Origin of the sequence: Zobellia uliginosa (assembly GCF_018860745.1) — a bacterium.
Classification (GTDB): domain Bacteria; phylum Bacteroidota; class Bacteroidia; order Flavobacteriales; family Flavobacteriaceae; genus Zobellia; species Zobellia uliginosa_B.
Window position 1 is genome coordinate 110844 of the sequence record NZ_JAHKPY010000002.1, and the last position, 26104, is coordinate 136947.

A 26104-nucleotide genomic window follows, 5' to 3' on the forward strand; every position below is an offset into this window, starting at 1 on the left:
TACTGTTAATTTAAAACATATAACATGGACACTCTAGAATATTACGAAAGCAAAAAGGACTTTAACGTATTTGTAGCGAGTACCTTCTCAGACCTTCTAAAATATAGACAAAAGGGAAAACAGTCTTTGTTCAATAATTTATTGTTTAAAGACCTCCATCAGGTAAAACGCTATATCAAAAAAAGAGTAGCAACCGCTTTGAGTAAAGGAAACCTTCCGAAAGGAAAGTACAAAGTAGATGATTTTATCGATCAACTTTTTATTACCGTTTATGATAATTTTAATGAGGTAGCGACCAAGGAAGATTTACACCCATGGTTATTTAAGAAGGCCAACGGGCTTCTAGAGGATTCAATTATGGAGGAAGAGTTTGATGATTATTTCCTTAAAAATATAGATGATTATTCTAAGCCGGAATGGGATGAGATGGAAGAAAAGTTTAGTACGGATGGTGATGGTGATTTGGTCATGTTAGATGAGCTAGACGATATTTCATTACCAAAAAACGATTATGTATTGAACCATGTGTTTATAGAGGATGATAAGAAAGAATTTATGGAAAAACTAGACCGGGAATTGGGCGAGGAAAGTATTAGAAAACATACCCACATGATTTTACATTTCTTGCCATTACCAATGCGCACTGTTTTTGAGTTGGCTACTGAGTATGAGTTTTCTGTAAACCAGATTGCCATGATTCGTAATCAAAGTGTTAAAGAGGTTAAGAAACTTTTAGATAACGCTCGTAAAACTCTTGAAGCCAGTCTTTTTAATAGATATGGTACACAGAAATAAAGTTTTTGATCAAATACATTTTAGTCGGGAAAAGTTCATAACAATATAGTATTATTAAATAAGAGCATTATGGAAACAAAATCACTAAATCCAAAAACAGAATTATTATTAGGGGCAGGCTTGGATGTTCTTCATTTTGAAAGTGAGGAATGGTTAAGCAATATCGCTTTCTATAAAGATGAAGCTAAGTTTTTTGCTGATTTAATAGAAAAAACCAAAACCCAAGATGCCGCACAAACTGCCTTTGGTAAAATCCTTGAAAGTTTGGATACCGTACACACGGAATTATTCGATTATTTAGAGAATGATATTGCGGAGCATGAACGTTTACTTTCTCGGTTAGAAATGGGAGAGCGCGGGCTGTCAGATGCCGTATATAGAGATAAGCATGCACAACTCAAGGGTAGAATGGAAGGTTTTGTAAACAATTTCAGGGAGTTTAAAAAGATGGTTTTTGGATATATAAAGGGTCTTTAACTATTAACTTATAGATATCAAAGTTGTGGGATTTTAGTATCTGTAAGTAATTTTGGCGCTATGTAAATGTGCTTTTAATCGGAACAAGCCGAGTCAAATATTGAGAAATATGTTCTTGAAAACTTGATCTCGGCTTGTTTATTTTCAAATTAAAGTCTAAAATAAAATTGGTCTTATATGGAAGTGTCTATTTATAAAACAGAAAACCGAACCGCAGATAGCATCGATAATTTTATGGATTTTTATTACGGTCTGCATTTGCACTACTTTGCTAGTGACCTTCTATATAAAGGATTGTCGCCCGTACAGATTAGCGCTGCAGTGGCAAAAGCCATGGATATAGCCAAGTCCTCTAAAATGAACATAAGAGAACATTTTAAACCTGTTTTTAGCAGTGTCTCCAATGAGGTTATAAGCGATTGTAAATTATCTCGGTTGGGTTACGGCCTAGTTCTGATGAATGCGGAAACTAAAATCTCTGCAGTAGGGGAATGGCAACTTAAGGTATTGGAAACTTTTCTAAGTGGCGATTATACACACTAAATTTAAAATTTTTTCTGTCTCTGTTTTTATTTATATACTAAATAAAGCAAATATTATTTCTAAAAAATAAATGTTACCGCGCTTTATGTTAGGTGTTTATTGATTAATTAGAGTAAATTCGAATTTGGGTTTGGTATATTCTCTGTAAACCCCTTTTCTATAATAGAACACTATGAAAAATTTCTTGGTAGTAGCATTTAGTTTAGTGGCATTTTGTCAAAGTAATTATGCGCAGAAAGCTTTAGATAATAAGATGGAAAAAAAAATAGATTCTTTAATGGCCTTAATGACCTTGGAAGAAAAAGTAGGTCAAATGAACCAATACAACGGCTTTTGGAATGTTACCGGTCCTGTACCTAAAGAAGGCGACGCTTCAAACAAATATGAGCATCTTAAAAAGGGTTGGGTAGGTTCCATGTTAAATGTTCGGGGCGTAGAGGAGGTTCGTAAAGTACAGAAGATTGTGGTAGAAGAATCTCGCCTCGGTATTCCTTTAATAATTGGTTTTGATGTAATTCACGGATATAGAACCCAAAGCCCGATACCCTTGGCAGAATCTGCAAGTTGGGATTTGGAGGCTATTGAAGCTTCGGCTGCTATGGCTGCGGAAGAAGCCGCCGCTAGTGGCATTACGTGGACCTTTGCACCAATGGTAGATATCTCAAGAGATGCGCGTTGGGGTAGGGTAATGGAAGGTGCCGGCGAAGACCCATATTTAGGAAGTCAAATAGCAAAAGCTCGGATAAATGGCTTTCAGGGTAAAGACCTTTCCGCATCCAATACTATTGCGGCCACGGCAAAGCATTTTGCAGGTTATGGTTTTTCAGAATCAGGTAGAGATTATAATACGGTAGATGTGGGTACATCAACCCTCTATAACATCATTTTTCCACCCTTTATGGCCGCGGTGGAAGCAGATGTTAAAACTTTTATGAATTCTTTCAACATACTTAACGGTATACCGGCTACGGGAAATTCGTTTTTACAAAGAGAGGTTTTAAAGGGCGAATGGGATTATAAAGGATTTGTAGTTACAGATTGGGGGTCAATGACCGAAATGATAACTCATGGCTACTCTAAAGATGGAGAATCTGCTGCAGAAAGCGCTGCCAATGCCGGTAGTGATATGGATATGGAATCCTATTTATATGTTAAGCACTTGAAGAATTTGGTGAACGAAGGAAAAGTGTCTTTAGACAAAGTAGATGATGCGGTGCGTAGAATTCTAAGGGTAAAATTTGAGTTAGGCCTTTTTGATGACCCCTATAAGTACTGTAATGAAGAGCGGGAGAAAACGGTTGTAGGAAGCGATAAAAATATGGAAATAGCTCTTGGTATGGCGGAAAAATCCATAGTGCTTCTGAAAAATAACGACCAGTTATTGCCCTTAAAAAAGAATGGGATCAATATAGCGGTTATAGGTTCATTGGCAGCAGACAAGAATAGTCCGTTAGGTAGTTGGAGGCTTGCTTCCAAAGATAATACAGCGGTTTCAGTATTGGAGGGACTAAAAAAATACAAAGGGAATAAGCTATCTTATGAGAAAGGGGTGGAATTAGTAAAGGGCCAAGAGACTTTTATCAACGAACTAGATATAAACACTACAGATAGAACCGGCATAGCTGAAGCTGTAGAAGTAGCTAAAAATAAAGATGTAGTAGTAATGGTCTTGGGTGAGCATGGTTTTCAGTCAGGTGAGGGTAGAAGTAGGACTAATTTAGATTTGTCAGGTTTACAACAAGAGCTATTAGAAGCTGTCTATGCGGTAAATAGTAACATAGTTTTGGTCTTAATGAATGGAAGACCACTAACAATTAACTGGGCAAATGATAATGTACCAGCTATTGTGGAAGCTTGGCAATTAGGTTCAAGAAGTGGCGATGCCATAGCTAAAATCCTCTACGGTGATTATAATCCTAGCGGAAAACTTCCTATGACTTTCCCTAAAAATGTAGGGCAAGTGCCATTATATTACAATTATATGAGTACAGGTAGACCAAGTAATCCAGGTGATAACCTTGTGTTCTGGTCTCATTATACAGATGAAGCAAATACACCTTTATATGAGTTTGGGCATGGATTAAGTTACACTTCATTTAGCTATGATAAATTAAAATTAAGTGCCAATTCCTTAAACAAAACAGGAGAGCTGAAGGTCAGTTTTGATTTGTCCAATACCGGAAAATACGAAGGCAAAGAAGTTGTTCAGCTATACATACAAGATTTATTCGCCAGTAGAGCAAGACCTGTAAAAGAATTAAAAGATTTTAAAATGGTTTCTCTAAAGCCTGGCGAGACTAAAAATGTAAGTTTTACCATTTCTGCGAAGAAACTAGAATTCTACTCTGCAAATAATAAATGGGAAGCTGAGACAGGTGATTTTAAAGTTTTTATAGGAGGAAGTTCTGCTACGCAATTAGAGTCCGATTTTACATTGAAAAACTAAAAAAAATAGCTTCTAATTTTCAGATACTGAAAATTAGAAGCTATACTCATAAACTAGTAAACGGCTTCAGGGGACGTTGTACGAATCAATTTTTCATTAACGAATTCATAGATGCCCATCGGAGCTTGTTCTCTACCAAAACCTGAATTTTTAGTACCTCCAAATGGTAATTCAGGGGCAATACCGGTAACGTGATTAATATAGACCATACCGGTATCTATTTGTCTTGCTACTTTTAGAGCTTCTTGAGTATCGTTACCAAAAACAGTACTACCTAAACCATATTTGGTAGCATTAGCAAGCGATATGGCTTCATCTATATTTTTGTAACTATAGAGCATAAACACCGGACCGAATATTTCTTCGTAGTACGCATCCATTTCTGGAGTAATGTCTGTGATTATAGTTGGTTCTACAAATGCACCAAGACCATTTACACGTTTGCCACCCATTACAATAGTAGCGTTTTGTTGTGCCGCCTTATTAATTTGGGCAATAACACCTTGTGCAGCTGCTTCCGTACAAAGTGGGGCTACATTGGTTTCTTTATCCATGGGGTCGCCCACTATTAATGTGCTGAAAAAGTCTTTCACTTTAGATAAAAATTCTTCTTTCATACGTTCAGGAACAATAACCCTTTTAGGGGAAACACAAACCTGACCTGCATTCCACATTCTACCTTCAACTGCTGTTTTAACGGCTTTATCGATATCAACATTCTCAAGTACTATAAATGGATCACTACCGCCTAGTTCGAGGGTCGCTTTTTTAACGTTAGATCCGGCTGCGCCTGCAATACTTGCTCCTGCAGGTTCACTTCCTGTTAAGGATACAGCTTTGATTTTCGGATTCGAAACTAATTTTTCAATTTCTTTTCCCGGAATAAAGATATTGGTATACACGCCATTAGGTAAACCAGCTTCTGTGAATAAATCTTCCATAAGCTGCGCACATTGTGGTACGTTCGATGCGTGTTTCAATACCATAGTATTACCCGCCATTAAGTTGGCAGAAGCACTTCTGGTAACTTGATAATATGGAAAATTCCATGGTTGAACGCTCAAAATGGTACCTATAGGTTCGTAAGAGATAAATGCATCTCCCATTTTTACATCTAATGGTTTATCTGCTAATAATTCAGCTGCATTATCAGCGTAGTAATCAAAAATATCTGCCGATAATTCTACTTCATAAATAGACTCTGCCAATAATTTACCCATTTCTAAAGTGGCTAATTTTCCTAATTCCTCTTTACGCTTACGCATTAAAGAAGCCACTTTTTGAATAATCTGAGCTCTTTTTTCAAATGAAGTTTTTTTCCACGATTGGAAAGCTTCGTCCGCTTTATCGATTATTGCCGCTAATTGGGCATCTGTCATTGGTGGAAACTCTTTCACCAATTTGTTATTAAACGGATTTACCGTTTTAATACTCGATGTTTTTTTTGTTGCTTCCATGAATTATATATTTAATGTTAAACATTTAATTTATATCTCTTACAAGTCTTACATAATTGTATGTACGTTCACCGCCTTCACCTAAATTTCCGCCTTCGTATTTGGTATCGAACCGTACGGCACCAGCACCATGAAAATCTTTTCCTTCGTTGTTGACTGCCCTGCCAAAAGCAACATACCAGGCGTAAAAGTAAGGCTCGCCACTTCTAAAATGCGCAGAAGTGCTGGTCCAATAATAACCAAAATCATCAGTGCCGGCTTCATTAGAAATCGGTGTGCAATTGAATATAGGGTCAATAGCTGGACCTTTATTTTTACTGTCTTTGGCATTTGGTGCAAAAGAGTAGTCTACAATACCTTGTAATTCTTTTACATTCGGCAAACGCCAATCGGTATAGTCAGCTATGTTAGCATTTTTAGCATAAACCAAAGCATCTTTCCAATTTAGACCTTTTCCGCTATCTCCTTTTGTCCACATAAGGCCTGTAGCGTTATCAGAAATAGTTCCGTCTTTATTATCGGTAAAATTATTTATTCCATAAACAGTACCTCTAACTGCACGCACATGCTTCAGTAGTGGGTTGCCCGTGGGTCTTTCTCCATTTTGGGGAGGTCTTCCATTTTCAGGAGGTGCCCCTTGGCCTGGAGGAGGCTGGCGATTTGGTGGCGGACCTTTATGGTCTTTCTCCTTATCTGGCGCAGCTGCCGGGTAGGCCTTTATATGCCCTGTAGCATGGTTTACACCAAAAGCAGCATTGTAACCACCTTCTTCTGTGTGACCAATATTGTATTGCTAGACCAGTATTGTTCACTTTTATCTACCTCTTCATTGTTGACAAGGGAAAAATAATTGGTATCTAAATACGGCCATCCAGAATCAAAATTACTAATGGAAAATAATTCTTTTGCAGATGGTATTCGCCAATCATCATGACCACCAAGTTCTAAATTTTCACAATAATCTTTGGCATCTTGCCAATCAAAGCCTTCTGAACTAGGGATTTCTTGCCACATGAGCCCTGAGTTATTATCTGTAATAGTACCATTCCCATTTTTGGTAAAGGACATTTTTTCGCCTTTCAGATAATTAGCATCTTGACCATAAAGAGAATCACTTTCAGAGATAGCATCAAGCACATTTCCATCATTGTCATACAAAGTGTACTGTCCCGTTGCAATCTGTACATAGTTGTTAGTTTTCAGACTATCCTTAGAAATAGTGATTTGAGATTTTTTGTTCTCCTTATTTTTACAACCAGAAACAAATGCCAATGCTGAAAACCATATGATGGACATACTTAGCAAATTTGCCGTTTTTATTGTTGCTAAATTTTTCATGATTATTTTCTGAAGTTAATTACCTCCTGGACCGCCAGTACCTGGTTCTCCTGTTGGTCCCATTTCTCCTCCAATTTGTGTAACCGTGCTACTTATTGTAAATGAATCACCTGAGTCTGTTCCTCCACTATAAGTTCCAGAGGTGTATAATCCATTAACTTCAGTGCCATTGCTTACACTTCCTCCGGTATAGATAGTATACGTTTGATCTGTTTCTAATTTTGCGTTGGAATAAATAATTGTATTTACGCTATAGGGTACTTCATAAGTAAGGGCTTCCGTACCATCTTCCGATTGTATGTTCAATAACTGATTTACATTGACACCATCAAAGATTACTGAGTTTTGTGTGCTTTCGCTCTCTGTAGGGAATGAAGTATTTAGTGCTAACCCTAAAATTGTTCCTCCAGTTATTTTAAATGTATTATCATCACAATCAAAACTGCCATCGGGCTCATCGGTACGAACTGCTATGGCAATGGTCGTACCACCTGTAACGGTAATTCCTCCGTTACTATCAATAGCATCATTAAGCGTGGCGTAAACATAAATATTTCCTCCATTAATATATATATCATCACCTGCATTAAGACCGTCATCGTATGAATTGATGTTCATTGTACCGTCATTAATGGTCAATGTTCCTTTTGCTTCTATACCTTCGCCTTCTGAAGTAGTTATTTCAAAATCACCTCCATTAATTGTTACATATGGCGTAATGGAATCATCGGGTTCTTCCTCGTCGTCAATGTCATACGAAGCTGCAATTCCATCATCAATTGCATTAATAGTAAAGGTTCCGTCGTTGATAATAATATAGCCTTCTTCACAATCCATTGCATCGCTATCTGCTGTTAAATTAAGTGTACCTCCGTCTACAATAATGTAATCGTTGGTGTGTATGGCATCAGATGCTGCTTCTGTAACTGTGATTGTTCCACTAATTACCCTAATATAATCATCACTTGCGATACCGTGCTTGTAGTTTCCTGCAACGTTAAGTGCTCCTGAACCGCTAAAAACCAATTGTCCTTCGCTAAAAAATGTTGCTTTTGCATCTTCATCATCAGGAATATTACTGTAAGTTGATGCATCGGTCAGGCTGTTTGTACCTTCCAAAACAACAAAAATGGTTTTAGAAGATTGGATGTTGACCGCAGGACCATCAGTATTCGCGATACTTAAATCACTTAACGATAATTTGAATTTCTTATCACTGTAAATTTTTAGCATACCATCTGTTGTTGTGCCCGATACTTCGTAAGCCACTTCTGAAATAGTGGAATTAATAGTAACATCGGCACCATCTTGTGTAATAACCACATCATCAGGAACAGGGTTTGTAATTGAAGCCGAAGCGTTAGAAAATACAATTTGTACGGTATTTTCAAAAGTTGCATTTTCTACTAAATCATCTTCATCCGCACCTGTGTTATCGGTATCTCCTTCAGCCGTTCCAGAGGTGTTTGTGTTTGTTATGGTAATAGAAGTGTCATCATCAACTACTTCTTCATCTACCGTTACAGTATCTTCATCATCATCATCGCTACATGAACTAAAAGTTAATATTGAAGCGCTAAATGCTAAAGCAATAAGGAGTAAATTGATATTCTTTTTAATTATTATATTTTTCATCGTTCTTTATCTTTATAGTATAAATATTAGTAAATATTTAATTGCAATTTTGAGTTTTCAGTGAATGCCCTTTAGTTCTCTGTAAACTAGATGTTATGATCTATTTCTGTTTTTATTAATTTTCGAAAATTGTGTGCTTGTATGTGTTGCATAGAATAATCATGGCTTGCATTAGTTGAGTTATTATTATAAATCTCTAACCAACCTTACATAATTATTGATTCGTTGCGCATCACCTTGAGGGCCGTGGCCTTTGGGCCAATCTTTAGGGTCACCAATTTTTGGGTCACTACGCTGCGCACCTGCTCCGTGTACATCCATCCATTTACCATCCATATATCCCATGGCCCTACCAAAAGAAACATAAGATGCGTTTCTACCTTTTGCCTCAGTAGACCAGTTAGAATGTGTTGTACTAGACCAATAAAAAGGGTAGTCTTTTTGACCAGCTTCATTTATGATTTCAGAACAATTAAAAAGTGGGTCTATTGCTGCGGATTCTGAAGTGTTAGGGGAACGGGAATAATCAACGATACTTTGTAGTTCTTTTACGTTGGGCAACCGCCAATCAGAATACCCTGCAAATTCATAGTTTTCGGCATAGTTTAATGCTTCTTGCCATAAGATGCCTTTTTGGTTGTCGTTGTGCATCCACATGAGACCTGTAGCCTTATCTGAGATGGTGCCATTGCCGTTATCTTCAAAATTATTGATACCGTAATTCTTGTTCCCTCTTACATAGGTTACAAAAAACGTTTTATCACCGGGACCAAATGGCATCCTTAATCCGTAACCTTTTATACGACCATCGGCAAAATTGACGCCGAATAACAAATCTCCACCCACATACATGTTAGAACTAGCATATTGAGAGTCTATAATTCGTTCTCTTGCACTGGTGTCTCCGTAAGCGAATTTGAAATAATCGGTATCTATAAAAGGAATTAACCCTTCTAAAGATGAAGAATTATAACCGCTAGGGTCAACACCACTAAAAACTATTAAAGAAAATTGTTCTTTAATGGTAGGCAATCGCCAATCTGTATAGCCACCTAAATTGAAAGAAGCAGCACCAGCTGCTGCCTCTTTATAAGTCATTTTATCACTTGCCGTAATTCTTCCATCGCCATTTGTGTCGGGGCTCTGCTGCCACATTAAACCCGTAACTAGATCAGTTACCGTACCATCATCATTATCTTTGTATTTAGGGATGCTACCAGGGTAATTTGCATTTTGTCCATAAAAATCATCACCAATAGCTGGTGCTTTAATTTCAGTACTGTTGTCGTAGAATTTACTCTGATTTGTACCAACAATAGGGTAATCTAAATTACTCTTGTCATTATGTACAATACTATTAAGCCTTGAGTTTTTACCAGAGCTCAATAACAAAACAATGACTATGAGAACACAACAAAACCCGAATACGATTGATGTCTTTTTTTTAGGTTTTACAATCCGTTTCATAATGGTTCTGTTTAATTTAAATTATGCTAAATGTGAACGTAGCATCCAAGCAGTTTTCTCATGTTGTTCCATCAACCCAGTAACATAATCACTAATACCTTCAGCTTGCCATTTGTCTGAAATTGGTTTTATTTCTTCTCGTAGAAAAATGATAATGCTTTCGTGGTCTTCTAATAATTCTGCGAATACGCTTTGACTGTCATTGCCGCCTTTCGCCTTTTCCGTAAGATGTGTCAATTGAGAATAGTCTTTTAATGTTGCTGGTACATAATGACCCAATGCACGTATTTTTTCAGCTACAGTATCAACCACCTCTTGTTGCTCTTCATACAACGTTTCTAGATAAAGGTGTACCGAATGAAAATCGGGTCCTTCTACGTTCCAATGGAAGTTTAGAGTTTTTGAATAGAGTACAAATTCATCTGCTAATATTTTTGATAATTGATCTGCAATAGCTTGTCTATTTTCTGCTGAAATTCCAATGTTAGGTGTTTTCATTTTTGTAGATTTTTATATATGATATACCAAAGTTATTGAGATTCAAAAACGATTATACTGATACAAATCATGTTATCGTTTTTTAAGAAAACTTTACAATTGCAGTACTAATGGAAGAAAAGACTCCCCTTAATATGTACAGAAATCGGAAACGGAAATATGCTTTGAATGATTTTTTTAGCTATCAGAATTAGAAAGTGTTTCTTTGATTTCTTTTACAGTTTGGCGGGCTGTTTTACCCACGCCGTAAATGGTAGCAGAGGCAAATCCGGTCCAATTACCATAACCTACAAGCCATAAATTAGGCTCTTTGATTGAACGGGTATAGGTAGTCTCTACTTTATTATTTTCTACAACCCCTAATGATTCTATGTGTTTTAAATTAGCTTTAAAACCGGTACACCAGATAATAGCATCAAACCGTTCTTTGGTACCGTCTTGCCAGATAACGCCATGTTCATAAAATTCTTTGAATGGGCGAACGGCATGTAGCACATTTCTACTTCTTGCCTCTTTAACACTTGCTACCATAACTATATTAGCTAAGGAAATACTATGACTGTTTTCTGATTTGACTTTTGATTTCCCTAGAAATTTTTGTGTCGCTTCATTAAAAAGGTAGCGCCCGTCAATATCATCAGGTAGAAACTGAGGCTCTTTTAATGTTACCCATTGTGTAGGTGTCCCTTTTGATACTTCTGCTAATATTTGTGCTCCAGAATTTCCTCCACCTATAATCAAGGTTTTTTTGCCTTTAAAAATATCCGGATTCTTATAATCTGCAGAATGTAGTTGTATACCTGAAAATGTAGTGCTTTTTGGGTATTCTGGTATAAACGGATTTCCTGACGTTCCGGTTGCACTTACTATGGTCTTTGAATAAAAAACACCTTTGTTGGTTTCGGTTTTAAAGAGCCCATTTTCTTTTTCAACTTTAAAAACATCGGTTTGTCTTTGAATAGCAAAATCGTATCTTTTTTCATAGGCAGATAAGTATGCTAGAAATTCTGATTTTGAAGGATATTCATTCTTACCTCTAGGCATTGCCCAACCAGATAGGGAGCTGTACGTTGAAGGGGAAAATAATTTAAGGCTATCCCAGGTTTTTAACCAAGATCCACCAGCTTCTTTTTGATTATCTAATATAAGATAGCTCAACGAGCTTCTTTTTAAAAAATAGCCAACGGATAAGCCTGCTTGTCCGCCGCCTATAATTATAATATCGTATATTTTCAAATCAAGTATTGTTTTAAGATTAAAGCAATCCTTATCGCTGCATGAAAATGGTTAAAAACCAATAAGATAGAATTTACCTTTTTTACAAGGTAATTAAACCCTTTTAAAAGTTAATGCGTAAGCTCTTTTGCCCACCCTTTAATTTTATCTAACTGTTCATAAAGAAAAGAATCATGTTGATCTTCGTCTTCTACTCCTTCAGGTAAAATATGTTCAAAGTAAGTGTTTTTAAGTACACGTTTTAGAACACTTTCTCCAGGAAAAGGTTTGTAATCGTTTAATGCCTTAGCAGCCTTTAATAGTTGACGAATATCATACTGACCAGCAGCAATATCGGGCACTTGCTTATTAAGGTTCAGCAATTTATAAACAGCTATTCTAGCAGTTCTAATTGAAGTGTCTACGGTAAACACAACATCATTAGGCGTTTCTACAAACTGCCCTACAAGACCTAAATTCTTAGAACCATTTGGTACAACTTCTGGTCTGTCTCCTGCAGCCCTAGGCATAAACATTGAGGTAATGTATGGCATGAAACTAGTTTTAACAATGGTATTTTTAATGATAGTATCAACTTTATCTTCTAAACCAATATGAAAACATAACTCAGCTAAAACCTCATTACCTGTACATTGTGGCATTGGTTTTTTACTATAGTTCCCGTTTTTATCCATAAATAAAGCATACACCCATATCACCAGAATATCATCTGGTTGTTCAGGAAAGTGCGGTTGGCGATTAATGGTAAAACTCATTAACCAGTTAGAGTCTGTTATAGTAACAATCCCTCCGGTTGCCGATTTTCCAGAATAGGGGTCGTTTACACAGTATTCTTTTATTTTTTCGGTGAAAGCTGATGGGCGACATGTTAATGTTGCAGATTCCCAAGAAGATTTTTCAACAGAACTGTAGAACTTTTCAGGTTTACCAAATTCAATAGATTTTGTAGCTAAGTTTTTCCATAACTGCCATCCGTCACTTTCACCACTTTTAATACTATCAATTCCCTCTATTGGTGCATTTGTATTATCGCCATAACGAGTGTCTTCTGTCATTGAACCTGTGGTAACAATCACAAAATCGTTTTCAGTTACAGGGATTGTTACTTCTTTATCTTCTTGTTGTGTAATAATGCCTTTAACAACTTTACCTTCCGTATTTATTTGTACATCTAAATCCTTAACGAAAGTGTTGAACTGAATTTTAACTCCTTTAGATTTTAGATGTTCTGTTAAAGGTTTTACAAAGGTGTCATGCTGATTGTATTTTGGAAATACCAAGCATGATAGATCATTAAAACCGTCAATACGGTGTAAAAATCGGTGCATATATAATTTGCACTCTAGTAGACTGTGCCAGTTTTCAAAAGCGAACATGGTACGAAATAGTGTCCAAAAATTACTTTTAAAAAATGAATCACTGAAATAACTTTCGACGGTAACATCATCTAGCTCTTCTTTCTTTTTTAGTAAAAGTTTTACAACAGCTAATTGATCTAGTTTGTTTAAATTAAATTTACTAAAATCTAGTACTTCCCCGTTATTATGAATTAATCTAGCTTTTGAATAATTGGGGTCGTTATCATTTAATAAACGAAATTCGTCTAAAACACTATAAGGTGCTGGCATTTCTAAAGCAGGAATATCTTGAAAAATATCCCATAGATTCTCATAGTTCATTTCCAGTTCTCTACCTCCTCTTATTAGGTAGCCATCCTTAGCATTTCCTGATCCATCTAAAGAACCACCTTCAATGGCAATTTTGTCAAGAAAAATTATATTTTTCCCGGGTATGTGTCCATCTCTTATAAAGTAATATGCAGCAGACAGACCGGCAATACCAGTCCCAACAATATAAACCTTACTGTTTTTGAAAGATTTAGGAGGTATACCTTTATTACGTTGGTAATTTCCTGTAAGATCAGCAAAAGGCATGGGTTGATCTTTAGAATTGCGTACTACTTCTTTACTAGCATCTGGAGCATGATCTACCTGTCCAGGGAATGGTGAAGCGTTTAATACTTTGTCGAATTTTTCTGTTATTTTTCCCATGTTTTCTAATTTTATTTTTAAGTGATACTGCTTTTAAATTTAATAGCAGTGAACGCATTGTATTATGATAAACCTGTCTTTTATATTGAAGCCCCCTAATTAATTGACTATAGTGTTTTCTTAAAGTTGTCTTATAGATTTTTACCCATTTTTTTAAGGTCAAAGCCCAAGAAAATTCTAAATACCCCAGCCGTAATAAACCCGAAGGCAGTCATATACACTAAGCTCAGTCCCGCGTAAAAAGGGTAGGTCAAAATTAAAAGGGAAAGAAGGAGTGTTACTATGCCCCAAAATATAAGCAGGCCCCATCGGGTAACCCCAAATACCTTTAGTTGAAAAGAAAGGCCGAGACTCAGAATACTTTGAAACAGTAGCCAAAAACCCACGAATATGGGTAAAAGCATCATGGTCATAAGTGGATGAATCAAAAGTAATGTGCCAACAATCAGGTCTAAAAGACCTGCTAGCAAATACCAGTTCAAACCTTCCATTACATTTCTATTTGAAATAGCAAAAACGATGTGGAATACACCGGATGCTAAAATGAAAAAGCTAAAAAGCATACTTAAGGATAAATAACTTTCTAATGGGGTACGGATTACCCACACCCCAATAAATAAGTATAGAATACCCACTAAAATAGATATCCACCAGTTCTTTATAGCTTTTTGAGTCGAATCCAATAATGTGTTCATAATTATTTTTTTTATCTTTAGTTATACTATATTTTAAACTGCTAAAGACAATCTATTTTTATTTAATGAAATGCCTTCGCAACGGTTTCCAATTCCACTTTTAATGTTTTATCGAATTTGTTTATTGGCGGAATTTCCAGGTCGATGTCAAGTAATTCATATACTGCCATCTGAGCAGCCCTAACGGAGTATTCAACAGTAAAAACAACATCATCCGGTATTTCTACAAACTGGCTTATAAATGCTAGATTTTTTGAATTTTTGGGTAATGGTAAAGGTCTGTCCGTTTTTAAACGTGGCATGAACATACTGGTGATATAGGGCATTCTACATGGTATACAAATGGCATTGCCAAAAACAACATCATAATCGAATTTTAAATGACCAGCGAGTTCTCTAAGAATTTCTTCCCCTGTACATTCCGTCATTGGTTTACCAACAAAATTACCAACTCGGTCTGGGTGCAGACCATAGGTAAAGAATACCTGTACATCTGATGGTTGATCTTTATAATGTGGTTGTTGGTTTAATGAAAAACTCATGAACCAATTAGAGTCTTTTAGTGTCACCTGGCTACCTGTTCCTGCTTTGTTTCCAGAGAATTTTTCCATCTGGTCAAAGAAAGCGGTGTCTTTTAAGGTTACTGTAAAAGATTCCCAAAACGATTGTGCTATATTGGAATTGAATACTTCAGGTTTGCCAAATCCCGGGTATTTTTTAGCTAATTTTTCCCATAAGGTCCACCCTTGGCTATCTGCTTTTGTATAGAATTTAGGAGCACTTGTCATGGAACCATAACTAGAAGCGTCTGTCATTGAGCCGTTTTGATAGAATACCAAATCGTCATCGTTAATTTTAATTGTTTTGTTATTTCCTGCATTTTCGTAAACAAGGTTTTTTACAATTACTTTTTTGCTTCCTGTTTTTGGGTCAAGACCAAATTCTGTATCCAAATCAGTAACGGTACTGCCTCTCATAAAATTGACACCATGAGATTTAAGCCAAACTTCTAAAGGTAAAATCATGGAATCATACTGGTTATAAACCGTACGTCTAACACCTGTCATGGTTTCAACATTTGGGAACTCTTGCATAAACCTGTGCAAGTAGCGTTTAAATTCTACAGCACTATGCCATGGCGAAAAAGCAAAGCTTGTTCGCCACATATACCAGAAATTGCTTTCAAAAAAAGAAGGTGTAAACCAATCATAAATAGAACTATTTCCTAATTTATCTTCACTAGACTCACTTAATTTAAGAAGCTCCGTACGGTTGGCCATGGTAAGACCAAGTTTAGAAGAATCAACAATTGCCCGATTCTTATCTATAAGACGTGCTTTTGCATTAGATTTCACACGTTCGTTAAACGCAACGGTTTCTTCATATACAGAGGTATTGGGGTCTGTAAGTGACGGAATTGTATTAAATAATGCCCAAGTACATTCATAAATGTTTAAGGTTAACATACGAGAACCACGCAGCGTATATCCTTGCTCAGAATTTCCTCCAGCATCTAAACTACCGCCTAAGACTGGTAAACTTTCATAGATTGTAATATTGCTGCCTGATACTCCACCATCACGAATTAGAAATGCCGCTCCGGCCAGTGATCCTATTCCACCACCAATGAAGTACGCTTTTCTATCACTATTTTGAATATCCATAATAAATTATTTTAGATTATTATTTATTGTAATTCATAGTGGGCCAGTAAGTTTCTTCAGCATCATTATCGCCTCATTAAAGTCTTCTAGTCTATCTAAGAGCTACTCTATTTTGTATGATTTCTTAGCTTTAATAGGGGTTTCAAGTTTACAATTGCACTCACTTAAAAGCCTACTTAAAAAAACCGTATTCAAAGTTATAGGAAGGCGAGATATGATAACCTGACCTAGGTCAGGTACACGAAAAAAAACATGTAGTTTCAATTGAATTTTAGGTAACAATTTGAAGAAAATAATAGCTAGCCATTTAGGTGAAGACGAAATAGAAATTCTATTTAGACGGATGTTTTTTGGACCTACGGCTAAACGTTGTTGGAAAGGATATAGATAACACCTACGAGAATGATGGAGCCAAACGTATAGCCTACGAGCTTTCCTGTAGTTTTTGAGCCCTTAAATATACTGATGCCTAACTTAACGAGCATATTACTTGAAATGGCAGCAATGATAACCAGTGAAGCTAATTCTAGTTTTTCTGAATCCAATGAAAATTTTGCCATGCTTATGGTAATAGCATCCGTATCTGCTAACCCCGAAATTAAGGCGGAATAATACAGACCACTTTCGCCAAAAAATTTGTTACTATAGAAAACAGCAAACAGTATTACGACGTAAATAGCTCCAAAACCAATAGCATTTAATATGTTAAGCGGGTTTCCTAATTTAATATTGGTATCTGGTTTTTTTGTATCTCTTTGGATGAGGACTAACGAGACTACTATACAGATTATGGTCAAAAGGGAAAAGGGGAGTGCCAAATACATGAGAAGGCCTCCATTAAAAATATACGTCAAAAGTGCAAGTCTAGGAAACATAATTGCGGAAGCAATAATGATACCTGCTGCGTATTTTTTTGAGAGCTCGGGAGATTCTTCACTACGGGAGGCATAGCTCCAAGTTACGGCTGTGCTAGATATAAGACCACCTAGAATAGCTGTTAATAATATGCCCCTTTTTGAACCTACATATTTTACTAAAAAATAGCCTATAAAATTTAAAAAAGACACGATTACTACTATAGATCCAATTTCAAACGGGTTCAATAAACCACTGGGGCCGTAGACTTTGTTGGGAAGAAAAGGCAGAATCAAAAGTGATATAATGGAGAACTTAATAAAAGCAAAAAGTTCTTCTGAAGTAATGTTACTTATTACCGTTCGGAACCTGGTTTTTAATGAAAGTAGGGTTACTATTATAACTGCTGTGGCAACGGCATCTCTATAATACTCTGCAGATACCATAATACCCAAAACAAACGTAGCGATCAAGGCTAAGTTGGTGGTTAGCCCTTTACCATATTCTTCCTGTTTCTGATACATACGATTAACTGCCAAAAACAATATAAAAGCACCTAAACTAACGATCAATATCCAAACGGTAAATTTATCGGTCAGGTTTTCTAAAGCGAAACCTAATATGGCAACAATGGGAAAAGTACGGATACCCGCAAACCCTTGGTCTTTTAACTTATCATATTCTCTTTCCAAGCCAATGATCAAACCAATTCCCATACTTATGAGCACACCTAGAAGATAGCTGTCCATAAATTCATTCATACCTTCAAACTTTATCATCCAGTTTTTAGATTAGTGGTTCTAATACTTAAAATTGATCGTTCCTAAATATGGATATTACAATGTAAAAACCCAATACAGCAGATAACACAAAACCAATAGCTCCCAATAACGGAATACCATTTATAAGGGGAGGCATTTTTGCCATAACCAAGATTGAAGACCCAATGGAAAGGGCGGCTATGATTACAGCAAAGACCAATCGGTTGACAGACTTGCTTATTGCCGTTTGAAACTCTGTTAACCCTTTGTGTTCGTGAATTACCACCAGTTTACCATCTTTTATTTTTTTAAGGATGGCGTTGATATCATCGGGTAGGGTGTCTATGAGGTCATTAATATCTTGAAAACGACTTAGGTTCTTTTTAAATAGCCGTTTTAAGCTAAATCTTCTTCGGATAATTTTAGAGGTATAAGGCTCTAAATTATCCGTAATGTTAAAAGATGGGTCTAATTTTCTACCTACGCCCTCTATAATAATAAGTCCTCTTATCAGCATATATAGATAGTGTGGTAGGATGATTCTATTCTCATATAGTACGGTTTTGAACTGGGTGAGAATAGTTCCTATTTTTACATTTTGTAGCGAGATGTCGCTTACTCCAGAAACCAGTTCGTATAAATCTTGTTCTAGTTTTTTGTAATCGGGTATATCTGTTTTAACTGCAATCTTCTCAAGTAAAATAATAATTTTCTTGACGTCTTTTCTTAAGAAATAGAGTAGCAGGTCGCCAAGGGCTTCTTTATCGCTAGGCATTACGGTACCCATCATACCAAAATCTAAGAAGCAAATTTGGCCCGTAGTTGGAAGTACAAATATGTTTCCCGGATGTGGATCTGCATGAAAGAAACCATGCTCAAGAATTTGTTCTATATATAAGTCAACTCCAACTTTGGCTACTGCTATCGGATCTATGTTTGCAGCTTTAAGTGTATTAATTTCAGATACTTTTATCCCGTCAATAAACTCCATGCAAATAATACGATTTGTAGACAGCGGACGATAGATTACCGGAACATGAATCATTTCATTACCCTCAAAATTCCGAGCGAATTTTTCGGTATTATCCATTTCTCGTAAAAACTGAAGTTCTTCCCGAATGCTTTGTTCAAAAGATGCTATAATGCGCACGGGTTGTAAAGCTTGTGCTTGGGTACTATATTTCTCCAATGCTCTGGCAACTTGTTTCATGATCAACAAATCACTCTCAATGACTTCTTCTATATTTGGGCGCTGAATTTTAAGAACCACATCTTCTCCGCTCAATAATTTTGCACGGTGTACTTGGGCCAAAGATGCTGCCGCTAAAGGTTCTGGATTGACGGACAAGTAATAATCGGACAAGGTGATTTCCAGCTCGTCTTCAATAGTTTTTTGTACATCAAAGTTTTTTAAATTAGGAGCGTGGTCTTGTAATTTTTCTAATTCCTTTATGAGCTCAGGTGGAAGCATGTCTTCCCGATTGCTGAAAATCTGGCCTAGCTTTACATAGCTTGGTCCCAGTTCTTCGAGCACCATACGAATACGTTCGTATGTTGAAAAAGAAAGGTTTTTTATGGTATCGGGATGTCCATTCAAATAACTTTTTGGAATCGCCTTTGTGATACCGCTATTTACCAAAACGTCCTCAAAACCATATTTGGCGAGGACGTTGAATAGAGTGGCGTACCTTTTTATTTCTTTTTGTTTCGGAATTTTAAATGCAGCCATATTTAATGGGTTTGTTACATGTATTTTGACAGAAACCGGAAAAAATTCTTTTTAAGATCAGCGTAAATTTGTCTTTGAATTTCCATTTTTTCACGAATCTCTGTATGTGTATTAAACATAGGAACATCCATAGAGTCAGCTTTATCATTACTGTGCTCGGAAATATTCAATTCATGCTTTTCAATCGTTTCTTGTAAATCTTCTATAACATTGCCATGAAGAATAAATTCATTTTGATAATGTTCTAGCTGTGCAAGTACATCCTTATCTGTCCAACGAGTTTGGAGTTCACCTAATCTGTCATTGAAGGTTTTTAATTCGTCTTTCCAGAAAGCGAGTTCAGATTCCCATTGTTTATGTTCAAAGTGTAAATCAGAATTGTAAATTGTTGCTGTTTTCATAACATGTATTTAAAATTATTAATAAAGAATTTCACTTACAATAAAATCTATATTCAAAGGTGTAAATTTCCTAGCATAATAGATATGACCCAAGTCATACTTTGCCAGTATTGTTAACTTTAAATGTAGTATGTAGAAATATGAACATCTAGTTTAGAAAATTATTTTAAAAAATAAGAGGGTACATTATACTTATAATGTACCCTCTGAAAAATGACCTAACGTTTCAATACATTTTTTCAAATGGATTGATTAAACAATGCTTCTTTATTTTAGATGACAGATAATTGGTTATCGTCATTTACATCTACATTATTAGGAATAAATTCTATTCTTTTTCCTAGAATGACTTCTAAATCTTCTTTCTCCGCTACTTCATGCTCAAGCAAATGTTGGGCTAGTTTCTCTAGCTCTTCTCTGTGCTCAACCAATACAGCTTTAGTCTTTTTATAGGCGTTAAGAATTAGAGATTGAGCTTCCTGATCTATAAGCTTGGCCATAGATTCACTATAAGGTTTTCCTACCAGACGATCATTTTGCCCAGATGAATCATAAAAACTGATTGGCCCTATTTTTTCGTCAAGTCCGTAGTAAGATACCATGGCATAGGCTTGTTTTGTTGCTTTTTCAAGATCATCTAAAGCTCCTGAAGAAATCTCGTTAAAAACAATGTCTTCAGCAGCCCGTCCGCCCAAAGAAGCGCACATCTGATCTATAAATTGGGCTTTGGTAACAATTTGTCTTTCTTCTGGTAAATACCATGCGGCACCCAAAGATTTTCCTCTTGGAATAATAGAGACTTTAACCAGAGCATCTACATTCTTCAGGTACCAACTTACAACGGCATGACCTGCCTCATGGTGTGCTACGGTTTCTTTTTCCTTAGGGGCTATGATTTTACTTTTTCGTTCCATTCCTCCAACAACACGGTCCCTAGCATCCATGAAATCATGAGAATGTACTTTTTTCTCCTTTTTACGAGCGGCAATAAGTGCAGCTTCGTTACAGATATTGGCAATGTCCGCTCCTGAAAATCCAGGACTTAATTTAGCCAAATCATGTGGTTTTACATCTCCCGCAAGTTTAAGTGGTCTAAGGTGAACTTTGAATATTTCTTCGCGCTCATCCTTGGTAGGTAGTTCTAGATATATATGCCGGTCAAACCTACCTGGGCGCAGTAGTGCTTTATCCAATACATCCGGACGGTTGGTTGCAGCAATTACAATTACGCCGGTATTGGGTCCAAAACCATCTAACTCGGTAAGTAATTGGTTCAGGGTGTTTTCACGTTCGTCATTAGCTTGAAAAGCACCTCCTTTTCCTCTTGAACGGCCTACAGCATCAATTTCATCGATAAAAATAATACTCGGTGTTTTTTCTTTTGCCCTTTTGAACAAATCTCGAACTCGTGATGCCCCTACACCAACGAACATTTCAACAAACTCAGAACCGGACATAGAAAAGAATGGTACTTGGGCTTCTCCTGCAACGGCCTTGGCCATTAAAGTTTTTCCTGTTCCAGGAGGTCCTACAAGCATAACACCTTTAGGAATTTTGGCTCCTAGTTTGGTATATGTTTCTGGATTTTTTAGAAAATCAACAACCTCCATTACTTCGGTTTTAGCTTCTTTTAATCCCGCTACATCTTTAAAGGTCACGCTACTTTTGGTGTCTTTTTCGGCGAGTTTTGCGGTTGATTTTCCTATGTTGAACATTTTGCCTCCCATGCCACCGGAATTTCCCATCCGCTTTAGCATAAAAAACCAAAATGCCATGATTACCACTAAAGGTAAAATCCATGAAATGGTTGCGCCCCAGCTTGTACGGTTTTGATATTGAATATCTACTTTATCTGCTGGCAGAAAAGAATTTTGGGCTTGCTCTAGTTTTCTTTCAAAGTTTTCTACGGAGCCTATCGTCATTTTATAGCTTGGACTTTGTGTAGCAGCTAATAGACTGTTCTGGGGAGATGTGGCGGCAACAGAATCTTTTTTGACATAAATCTCTGCAAACTCCTTATTAACGACCGTAATTTTAGAAACTTCATGTTTTGTTAAAAGGGAATCTTGAAGAAAAGTCCAAGTAATTTCTCTTGTACCGGAAACGGGACTTGAAAGAAATGTAAACAGCGCAAAAGAACCAAAAACTATGATGAGAATCCAGTTGTAACCAACTTCTCCCCACGAGGGTTTTCTGCCTTTGCTTTCTGGTGAACCAGCATCTTTTCTTTTAGTTTCCTTTTTCATATTATTCTTCTAGTACCACAAATTGATTTAAAGCTTCTAGAGCTTCACAACCGTACATTAGAGCAGGTCCTCCGCCCATCATAACTGCCACGCCAATAGTTTCTAAAATCTCTTCTGAGCCGGCTCCCGCTTTTATAGCATCGTGCACATGAAAAGCGATACACCCATCACAACGAACCGTAATGGCAATGCCTAGCGCTATAAGCTCCTTTGTTTTTGAAGAAAGCACGCCTTCTGCAGTACTGGCTTTATGTAGACTGTTAAAGGAACCAATGGTTTCTGGAATGTTAGCTCCCAATTCTTTTATAAGGTGGGTGAGGTCGTTATAGTGTTTTGAATAATCTTTTATCATGATACATAATTTTAAAAATGATAATCCAAAGCTATCTCAAACCATTATGTTAACAAATGATTTAAATCAGGAGGGCATAGTATTTTTTAAAAGAGGTAGGGGTAATGAATTTCTGGAAAAAATAATACAACTGACGTAGGTCATTTTAAACCGAACATAGCCCATATACCTTTGGAGAACATAAAAAAATATAAAGAAATGAAACGGTTATTTATTATTACGCTAATACTGTCAATACCTATACTGGGCGTTGCACAGTCTGTTGAAGACATTAATAAACCTACGGTTGCGGAATTGGACCAAATTGAGCCTTTTAGTGAAGGTTTGGCCGCCGTTAAAAAAGGAAACGAATGGGGCTTTATTAATGAAGATGGTCAATTGGTTATTGGGTTTAGAGGAGATTTGGTATGGAATAGAATAGCTGATGCCGCTAATTACGGTGTAGAAAGTATTGAAGCTCCTAAGTTTAAGGATGGACTTTGTGCCATTAAAACGATAAAAGAAGATGGAATTGCCCGCTATGGATTCATTGATAAAAAGGGCAAAATAGTAGTACCTACAGAATTTTTAAATGTAAGTCAATTTAATGACGGTCATGCTGTTGGCATCTATGAAAGGAAAGAACTACGGGGCAAAAACCCTTTTCAACTTAAAATTTACGATTATGAATTTACAGAAGTTGTCGTGAACCAAGCTGGAGAAATGCTTTGGCCTATACAGGAAAGAGAAAATATTGTAATGTCTCGAAAGCTATTCAAATTACCGGAGCTTGGGGCTAAAATGATTTCAAAAGATTTATTAGCGGTAAAGGATAAATCTAACAAATGGAAAATTGTAAAGCCAAATCTACAAGTTGAAAATAAAGGAATGGCCAATTAGTGATTTGAACCATATATGATGGATATGGTTATATGACCTTGGTCATATAATTTTTAATAATCTTAGACTAAATTTGAGAGTATGACTTACAAAAGGCATATATAAATACAAACAACATGGGCAAAATTTCAACAATACTGATACCTTTTGATTTTACAAAGGCATCAAAAAAAGCATTAGAATATGCAGTAGGTTTCGTTGGTAGACTAGACGATATAAAAATTGTATTGGCATACGTTTCGGGCAATTGCAATCTTGAATTGTTACCGGAGAATTTCGAAAGGTTAGAGAAAGAATATGCAGGTGTTCTTAAAAATAAGTTGGAATGGGAAATTCAGGACGGTAAGCTCAATAATACTTTAGAGGAAATAGCCAAAAAGGATAAAATTGATCTTGTGATAATGGGTACCTCTGGTGAATGTAAACAGAATAATAAGCAGACAAATACCGCTAATTTTGTTCTAATGGGCAAATTTCCAGTATTGGTAGTTCCTCAAAATTGTCAAGATTTTAGATTAAAGAGTATAGCATTGGTAATTGGAAGGGAAGAGATCGATGATACTAGAAAATTGGAGACTCTTTTAAAAATTGCTCGTAAATGCAATGCCCAGGTTCATGTGCTAACTGTTGAAAACCAACCTATTCTTTATGGTTACAGCGAGGAAGAAGAGAAGAATGAGAGTGCTATAGAATATTATCTTGAGACGTTCTATAAGGAAAGGGTGTTCATTAAAAACGATGATGTGGTAGATGGGATAAATACCTACGCTATAAAGAATGACATAGATGTTGTGGCTATACTCCCACGGATTCACAATAAGAATAGCAATCCTTCAGAAGGGGAGTTAACACAAATGCTAATCTTGGATTCTAAAGTACCTACACTTGTTTTGGAGTAGGTCTTAATTTAAATCACAGTAGAAAGTCATGATTTTTATAATATATACTTATGGAAAATTTTAGAATGAGGCCTAAAGGCGATTTTATAAAAAATAGCAGTTGGCAAGAACTATACGTTTTAGTGGAGCATTGGAAATCCGATCTTTTATTCTACAAGGATGACTTAAAGTTTTTACGGCATCTGGAGGATAAATATTTTCTATGGATAAAAGGAGAAGCAGATTTAGAAAGGATTAGGAGAGCAGGAGAAAGTATCTTGAAGGATACCAGAGATTGTGATGATTTATTAAAAAGAGTGGACAGACATTTATCACGTATATCTGCAATTATTGATGAGCCAGAGAATCAAAATCATAGAGCATTTAGAGAAGAGCACATGGAATTGGAAGATGATATAGCACAATTTATTATAAAGACAAGAAAGAATAGAAGTGAACTATTCAAAATTGTGGAATTAGACGTAGAAGTAGAGAAATTATAGTAGTGGGTAAATAAATGTAATAGGGGTATTTCATTTATTTCTTTAATAGCAATAGGTCTATGATCATAATGGTTAAAGATCTATTGCTTTTTTTATAATAATCAGAAAAGAACCTATTCTAAGAGCATTGCCGCATAATATGCAGCTCCTAGCAAAGCTGTATTGTCATTTAGAATAACATCTACGGGAACCATTTGTAAAAGAGAGTTCATACGTCCAGACTGCATGAAGTTATCTGTAAATACTTCTCTATTCATTCCTTTTATAATCTTGGGCATAATTCCTCCGCCAATATAAATTCCTCCGGTAGCCTTGAATTTTAAGGCAAGTTGAGAAGTTTCTATTGCTAAAAACCGAACAAAAAGATCTAAGGTTTCTCTGCAGACTACATCAGAACCTCCCAAAGCAGTTGAAGTAATTACAGCAGCAGGATCTTCTTTGGCCATTTTTGCTTTAAAAGCATCTGTTTCTTTTTCGCCACTAACATTACGTATCAGTTGATAGGTATCGCGTATACCTTGTCCTGATAGTAAACGTTCCCAACTGACATGACCATATTTCTGCTGAAAATATTTCCATACTTCCAGGTCAAAGTCGTTCCTTGGGCTAAAATCACAATGGCCTCCTTCCGTGGCAAAAGGATGGTATGCAGAGCCGTCCCAAAATAGACCAGCTTCTCCTAAACCGGTTCCTGGAGAAATAATAACGGCATTACCTTCAATTTTTGAACCATATTTTAAATGATCTAAATCCTTTTCCTCTAGTGCGGCCAGCCCATAGGCATTGGCCTGCATGTCATTTATTAAAAAAATGGATTTAAGATGAAGTGCTTTGATGAGCTTTTTGGTATCAATACTCCAAGGGAAATTGGTACCGTGTACTTTTCCTTTGGTTATGGGACCGGCTACACCAAAACATATACTATCTATCTTAGCCATTTCTTCTATTTCAAAATCTTCTATAATTTCTAATAAAGAGGAATGGTTTTTTGTTCTATATGATTTTTGTTTGACCAGAAAAAGGTGTCCATCTTTAAATTCGTAAAGTGCGAGATTCGTTTTAGTTCCTCCTATATCACCGGCTAGCACATTTCCGTTTGTATTGCCTAAGCTCGTTTTAGAGCCTACTGCCAAAGGAATCAAAGATTTATGAGTTAAGGGCAAGGAAGGTTTTTCCGTCATTTTCATAATAGTTTGTT

23 protein-coding genes are annotated in these 26104 nt (G+C 36.3%); 7 read left to right on the forward strand and 16 right to left on the reverse strand.

The genetic code is table 11. The features are described from left to right. The first annotated feature begins 24 nt into the window (after positions 1–24). From KO521_RS01140 to bglX, 4 genes are all read left to right on the forward strand, one after another. A complete protein-coding gene (locus KO521_RS01140) occupies positions 25–795 on the forward strand; it encodes a sigma-70 family RNA polymerase sigma factor (protein ID WP_215938089.1) in 771 nt (256 codons plus the stop codon). Between the two features lie 69 nt (positions 796–864). Next, positions 865–1272, forward strand: a complete 408-nt coding sequence (locus tag KO521_RS01145) for a hypothetical protein (protein WP_215938090.1) — start codon at positions 865–867, stop codon at positions 1270–1272. A gap of 177 nt (positions 1273–1449) precedes the next feature. Beyond that, positions 1450–1815 (forward strand): hypothetical protein, encoded by a 366-nt coding sequence (locus KO521_RS01150; RefSeq protein WP_215938091.1) that lies wholly within the window; start codon positions 1450–1452, stop codon positions 1813–1815. 172 nt (positions 1816–1987) lie between these two features. Then, entirely contained in the window at positions 1988–4261 is a 2274-nt protein-coding gene (gene bglX, locus KO521_RS01155) for a beta-glucosidase BglX (protein WP_215938092.1), read from the forward strand. 53 nt (positions 4262–4314) lie between these two features. Here bglX and KO521_RS01160 read toward each other — a convergent pair whose 3' ends face one another. The 15 genes from KO521_RS01160 to KO521_RS01230 form a co-directional block, all read right to left on the reverse strand. Further along, complete coding sequence (locus tag KO521_RS01160) at positions 4315–5718, reverse strand: NAD-dependent succinate-semialdehyde dehydrogenase (RefSeq protein WP_194551016.1); 1404 nt, start codon at positions 5716–5718, stop codon at positions 4315–4317. Between the two features lie 25 nt (positions 5719–5743). Further along, positions 5744–6283, reverse strand: a complete 540-nt coding sequence (locus KO521_RS01165) for a DUF1566 domain-containing protein (protein WP_215938093.1) — start codon at positions 6281–6283, stop codon at positions 5744–5746. A 173-nt stretch (positions 6284–6456) separates the two neighbouring features. Continuing rightward, positions 6457–7056, reverse strand: a complete 600-nt coding sequence (locus KO521_RS01170) for a DUF1566 domain-containing protein (RefSeq protein ID WP_215938094.1) — start codon at positions 7054–7056, stop codon at positions 6457–6459. A 15-nt stretch (positions 7057–7071) separates the two neighbouring features. After that, on the reverse strand, positions 7072–8691 hold the full coding sequence (locus KO521_RS01175) for a carbohydrate-binding domain-containing protein (protein ID WP_215938095.1): 1620 nt from the start codon (positions 8689–8691) through the stop codon (positions 7072–7074). A gap of 186 nt (positions 8692–8877) precedes the next feature. Beyond that, positions 8878–10158, reverse strand: a complete 1281-nt coding sequence (locus KO521_RS01180) for a DUF1566 domain-containing protein (protein WP_215938096.1) — start codon at positions 10156–10158, stop codon at positions 8878–8880. A gap of 21 nt (positions 10159–10179) precedes the next feature. Continuing rightward, the gene (locus KO521_RS01185; protein ID WP_215938097.1) at positions 10180–10656 is read right to left on the reverse strand and encodes a Dps family protein; all 477 of its coding nucleotides are present in this window, start codon (positions 10654–10656) and stop codon (positions 10180–10182) included. Between the two features lie 177 nt (positions 10657–10833). Further along, positions 10834–11892 carry an ArsO family NAD(P)H-dependent flavin-containing monooxygenase gene (locus KO521_RS01190; protein WP_215938098.1) on the reverse strand — a complete coding sequence of 353 codons (1059 nt, stop codon included), beginning with the start codon at positions 11890–11892 and terminating at the stop codon, positions 10834–10836. Positions 11893–12002: 110 nt separating this feature from the next. After that, positions 12003–13943 carry an oleate hydratase gene (locus KO521_RS01195; protein WP_215938099.1) on the reverse strand — a complete coding sequence of 647 codons (1941 nt, stop codon included), beginning with the start codon at positions 13941–13943 and terminating at the stop codon, positions 12003–12005. Positions 13944–14074: 131 nt separating this feature from the next. Further along, the gene (locus KO521_RS01200; protein WP_252729808.1) at positions 14075–14638 is read right to left on the reverse strand and encodes an HdeD family acid-resistance protein; all 564 of its coding nucleotides are present in this window, start codon (positions 14636–14638) and stop codon (positions 14075–14077) included. Positions 14639–14700: 62 nt separating this feature from the next. After that, on the reverse strand, positions 14701–16302 hold the full coding sequence (locus KO521_RS01205) for an oleate hydratase (protein ID WP_215938100.1): 1602 nt from the start codon (positions 16300–16302) through the stop codon (positions 14701–14703). 362 nt (positions 16303–16664) lie between these two features. Beyond that, positions 16665–17936: an MgtC/SapB family protein gene (locus KO521_RS01210; protein WP_215938101.1), complete on the reverse strand. Its 1272-nt coding sequence runs from the start codon at positions 17934–17936 to the stop codon at positions 16665–16667. Between the two features lie 28 nt (positions 17937–17964). Then, complete coding sequence (locus KO521_RS01215) at positions 17965–19647, reverse strand: ABC1 kinase family protein (protein ID WP_215938102.1); 1683 nt, start codon at positions 19645–19647, stop codon at positions 17965–17967. 14 nt (positions 19648–19661) lie between these two features. Beyond that, entirely contained in the window at positions 19662–20048 is a 387-nt protein-coding gene (locus KO521_RS01220) for a hypothetical protein (protein ID WP_194534251.1), read from the reverse strand. Positions 20049–20320: 272 nt separating this feature from the next. After that, positions 20321–22294, reverse strand: coding sequence for an ATP-dependent zinc metalloprotease FtsH (ftsH, locus tag KO521_RS01225; protein WP_215938103.1), 1974 nt, complete (start codon positions 22292–22294; stop codon positions 20321–20323). Position 22295: 1 nt separating this feature from the next. Then, positions 22296–22646, reverse strand: a complete 351-nt coding sequence (locus KO521_RS01230) for a carboxymuconolactone decarboxylase family protein (RefSeq protein ID WP_215938104.1) — start codon at positions 22644–22646, stop codon at positions 22296–22298. A 198-nt stretch (positions 22647–22844) separates the two neighbouring features. Between KO521_RS01230 and KO521_RS01235 the strand changes: the two genes are divergently transcribed. The 3 genes from KO521_RS01235 to KO521_RS01245 all read left to right on the forward strand — a co-directional run bounded on the left by KO521_RS01235 (position 22845) and on the right by KO521_RS01245 (position 24906). Next, positions 22845–23525: a WG repeat-containing protein gene (locus tag KO521_RS01235; protein ID WP_215938105.1), complete on the forward strand. Its 681-nt coding sequence runs from the start codon at positions 22845–22847 to the stop codon at positions 23523–23525. Between the two features lie 116 nt (positions 23526–23641). Then, entirely contained in the window at positions 23642–24424 is a 783-nt protein-coding gene (locus tag KO521_RS01240; protein WP_215938106.1) for a universal stress protein, read from the forward strand. Between the two features lie 50 nt (positions 24425–24474). Continuing rightward, the gene (locus KO521_RS01245; RefSeq protein ID WP_215938107.1) at positions 24475–24906 is read left to right on the forward strand and encodes a hypothetical protein; all 432 of its coding nucleotides are present in this window, start codon (positions 24475–24477) and stop codon (positions 24904–24906) included. A 113-nt stretch (positions 24907–25019) separates the two neighbouring features. Here the strand turns inward: KO521_RS01245 and glk are convergent, their stop codons facing one another. After that, the gene (gene glk, locus KO521_RS01250; RefSeq protein ID WP_252729809.1) at positions 25020–26093 is read right to left on the reverse strand and encodes a glucokinase; all 1074 of its coding nucleotides are present in this window, start codon (positions 26091–26093) and stop codon (positions 25020–25022) included. Positions 26094–26104: the final 11 nt, after the last annotated feature.

Bases quoted from the DNA above. Each gene is read 5' to 3' on its own strand.
- KO521_RS01140 (WP_215938089.1), top strand. From the start codon at position 25: ATGGACACTCTAGAATATTACGAAAGCAAAAAGGACTTTAACGTATTT.
- KO521_RS01145 (WP_215938090.1), top strand. From the start codon at position 865: ATGGAAACAAAATCACTAAATCCAAAAACAGAATTATTATTAGGGGCA.
- KO521_RS01150 (WP_215938091.1), top strand. From the start codon at position 1,450: ATGGAAGTGTCTATTTATAAAACAGAAAACCGAACCGCAGATAGCATC.
- bglX (WP_215938092.1), top strand. From the start codon at position 1,988: ATGAAAAATTTCTTGGTAGTAGCATTTAGTTTAGTGGCATTTTGTCAA.
- KO521_RS01160 (WP_194551016.1), bottom strand. From the start codon at position 5,718: ATGGAAGCAACAAAAAAAACATCGAGTATTAAAACGGTAAATCCGTTT.
- KO521_RS01170 (WP_215938094.1), bottom strand. From the start codon at position 7,056: ATGAAAAATTTAGCAACAATAAAAACGGCAAATTTGCTAAGTATGTCC.
- KO521_RS01175 (WP_215938095.1), bottom strand. From the start codon at position 8,691: ATGAAAAATATAATAATTAAAAAGAATATCAATTTACTCCTTATTGCT.
- KO521_RS01180 (WP_215938096.1), bottom strand. From the start codon at position 10,158: ATGAAACGGATTGTAAAACCTAAAAAAAAGACATCAATCGTATTCGGG.
- KO521_RS01185 (WP_215938097.1), bottom strand. From the start codon at position 10,656: ATGAAAACACCTAACATTGGAATTTCAGCAGAAAATAGACAAGCTATT.
- KO521_RS01195 (WP_215938099.1), bottom strand. From the start codon at position 13,943: ATGGGAAAAATAACAGAAAAATTCGACAAAGTATTAAACGCTTCACCA.
- KO521_RS01200 (WP_252729808.1), bottom strand. From the start codon at position 14,638: ATGAACACATTATTGGATTCGACTCAAAAAGCTATAAAGAACTGGTGG.
- KO521_RS01205 (WP_215938100.1), bottom strand. From the start codon at position 16,302: ATGGATATTCAAAATAGTGATAGAAAAGCGTACTTCATTGGTGGTGGA.
- KO521_RS01210 (WP_215938101.1), bottom strand. From the start codon at position 17,936: ATGATAAAGTTTGAAGGTATGAATGAATTTATGGACAGCTATCTTCTA.
- KO521_RS01215 (WP_215938102.1), bottom strand. From the start codon at position 19,647: ATGGCTGCATTTAAAATTCCGAAACAAAAAGAAATAAAAAGGTACGCC.
- KO521_RS01220 (WP_194534251.1), bottom strand. From the start codon at position 20,048: ATGAAAACAGCAACAATTTACAATTCTGATTTACACTTTGAACATAAA.
- ftsH (WP_215938103.1), bottom strand. From the start codon at position 22,294: ATGAAAAAGGAAACTAAAAGAAAAGATGCTGGTTCACCAGAAAGCAAA.
- KO521_RS01230 (WP_215938104.1), bottom strand. From the start codon at position 22,646: ATGATAAAAGATTATTCAAAACACTATAACGACCTCACCCACCTTATA.
- KO521_RS01235 (WP_215938105.1), top strand. From the start codon at position 22,845: ATGAAACGGTTATTTATTATTACGCTAATACTGTCAATACCTATACTG.
- KO521_RS01240 (WP_215938106.1), top strand. From the start codon at position 23,642: ATGGGCAAAATTTCAACAATACTGATACCTTTTGATTTTACAAAGGCA.
- KO521_RS01245 (WP_215938107.1), top strand. From the start codon at position 24,475: ATGGAAAATTTTAGAATGAGGCCTAAAGGCGATTTTATAAAAAATAGC.
- glk (WP_252729809.1), bottom strand. From the start codon at position 26,093: ATGAAAATGACGGAAAAACCTTCCTTGCCCTTAACTCATAAATCTTTG.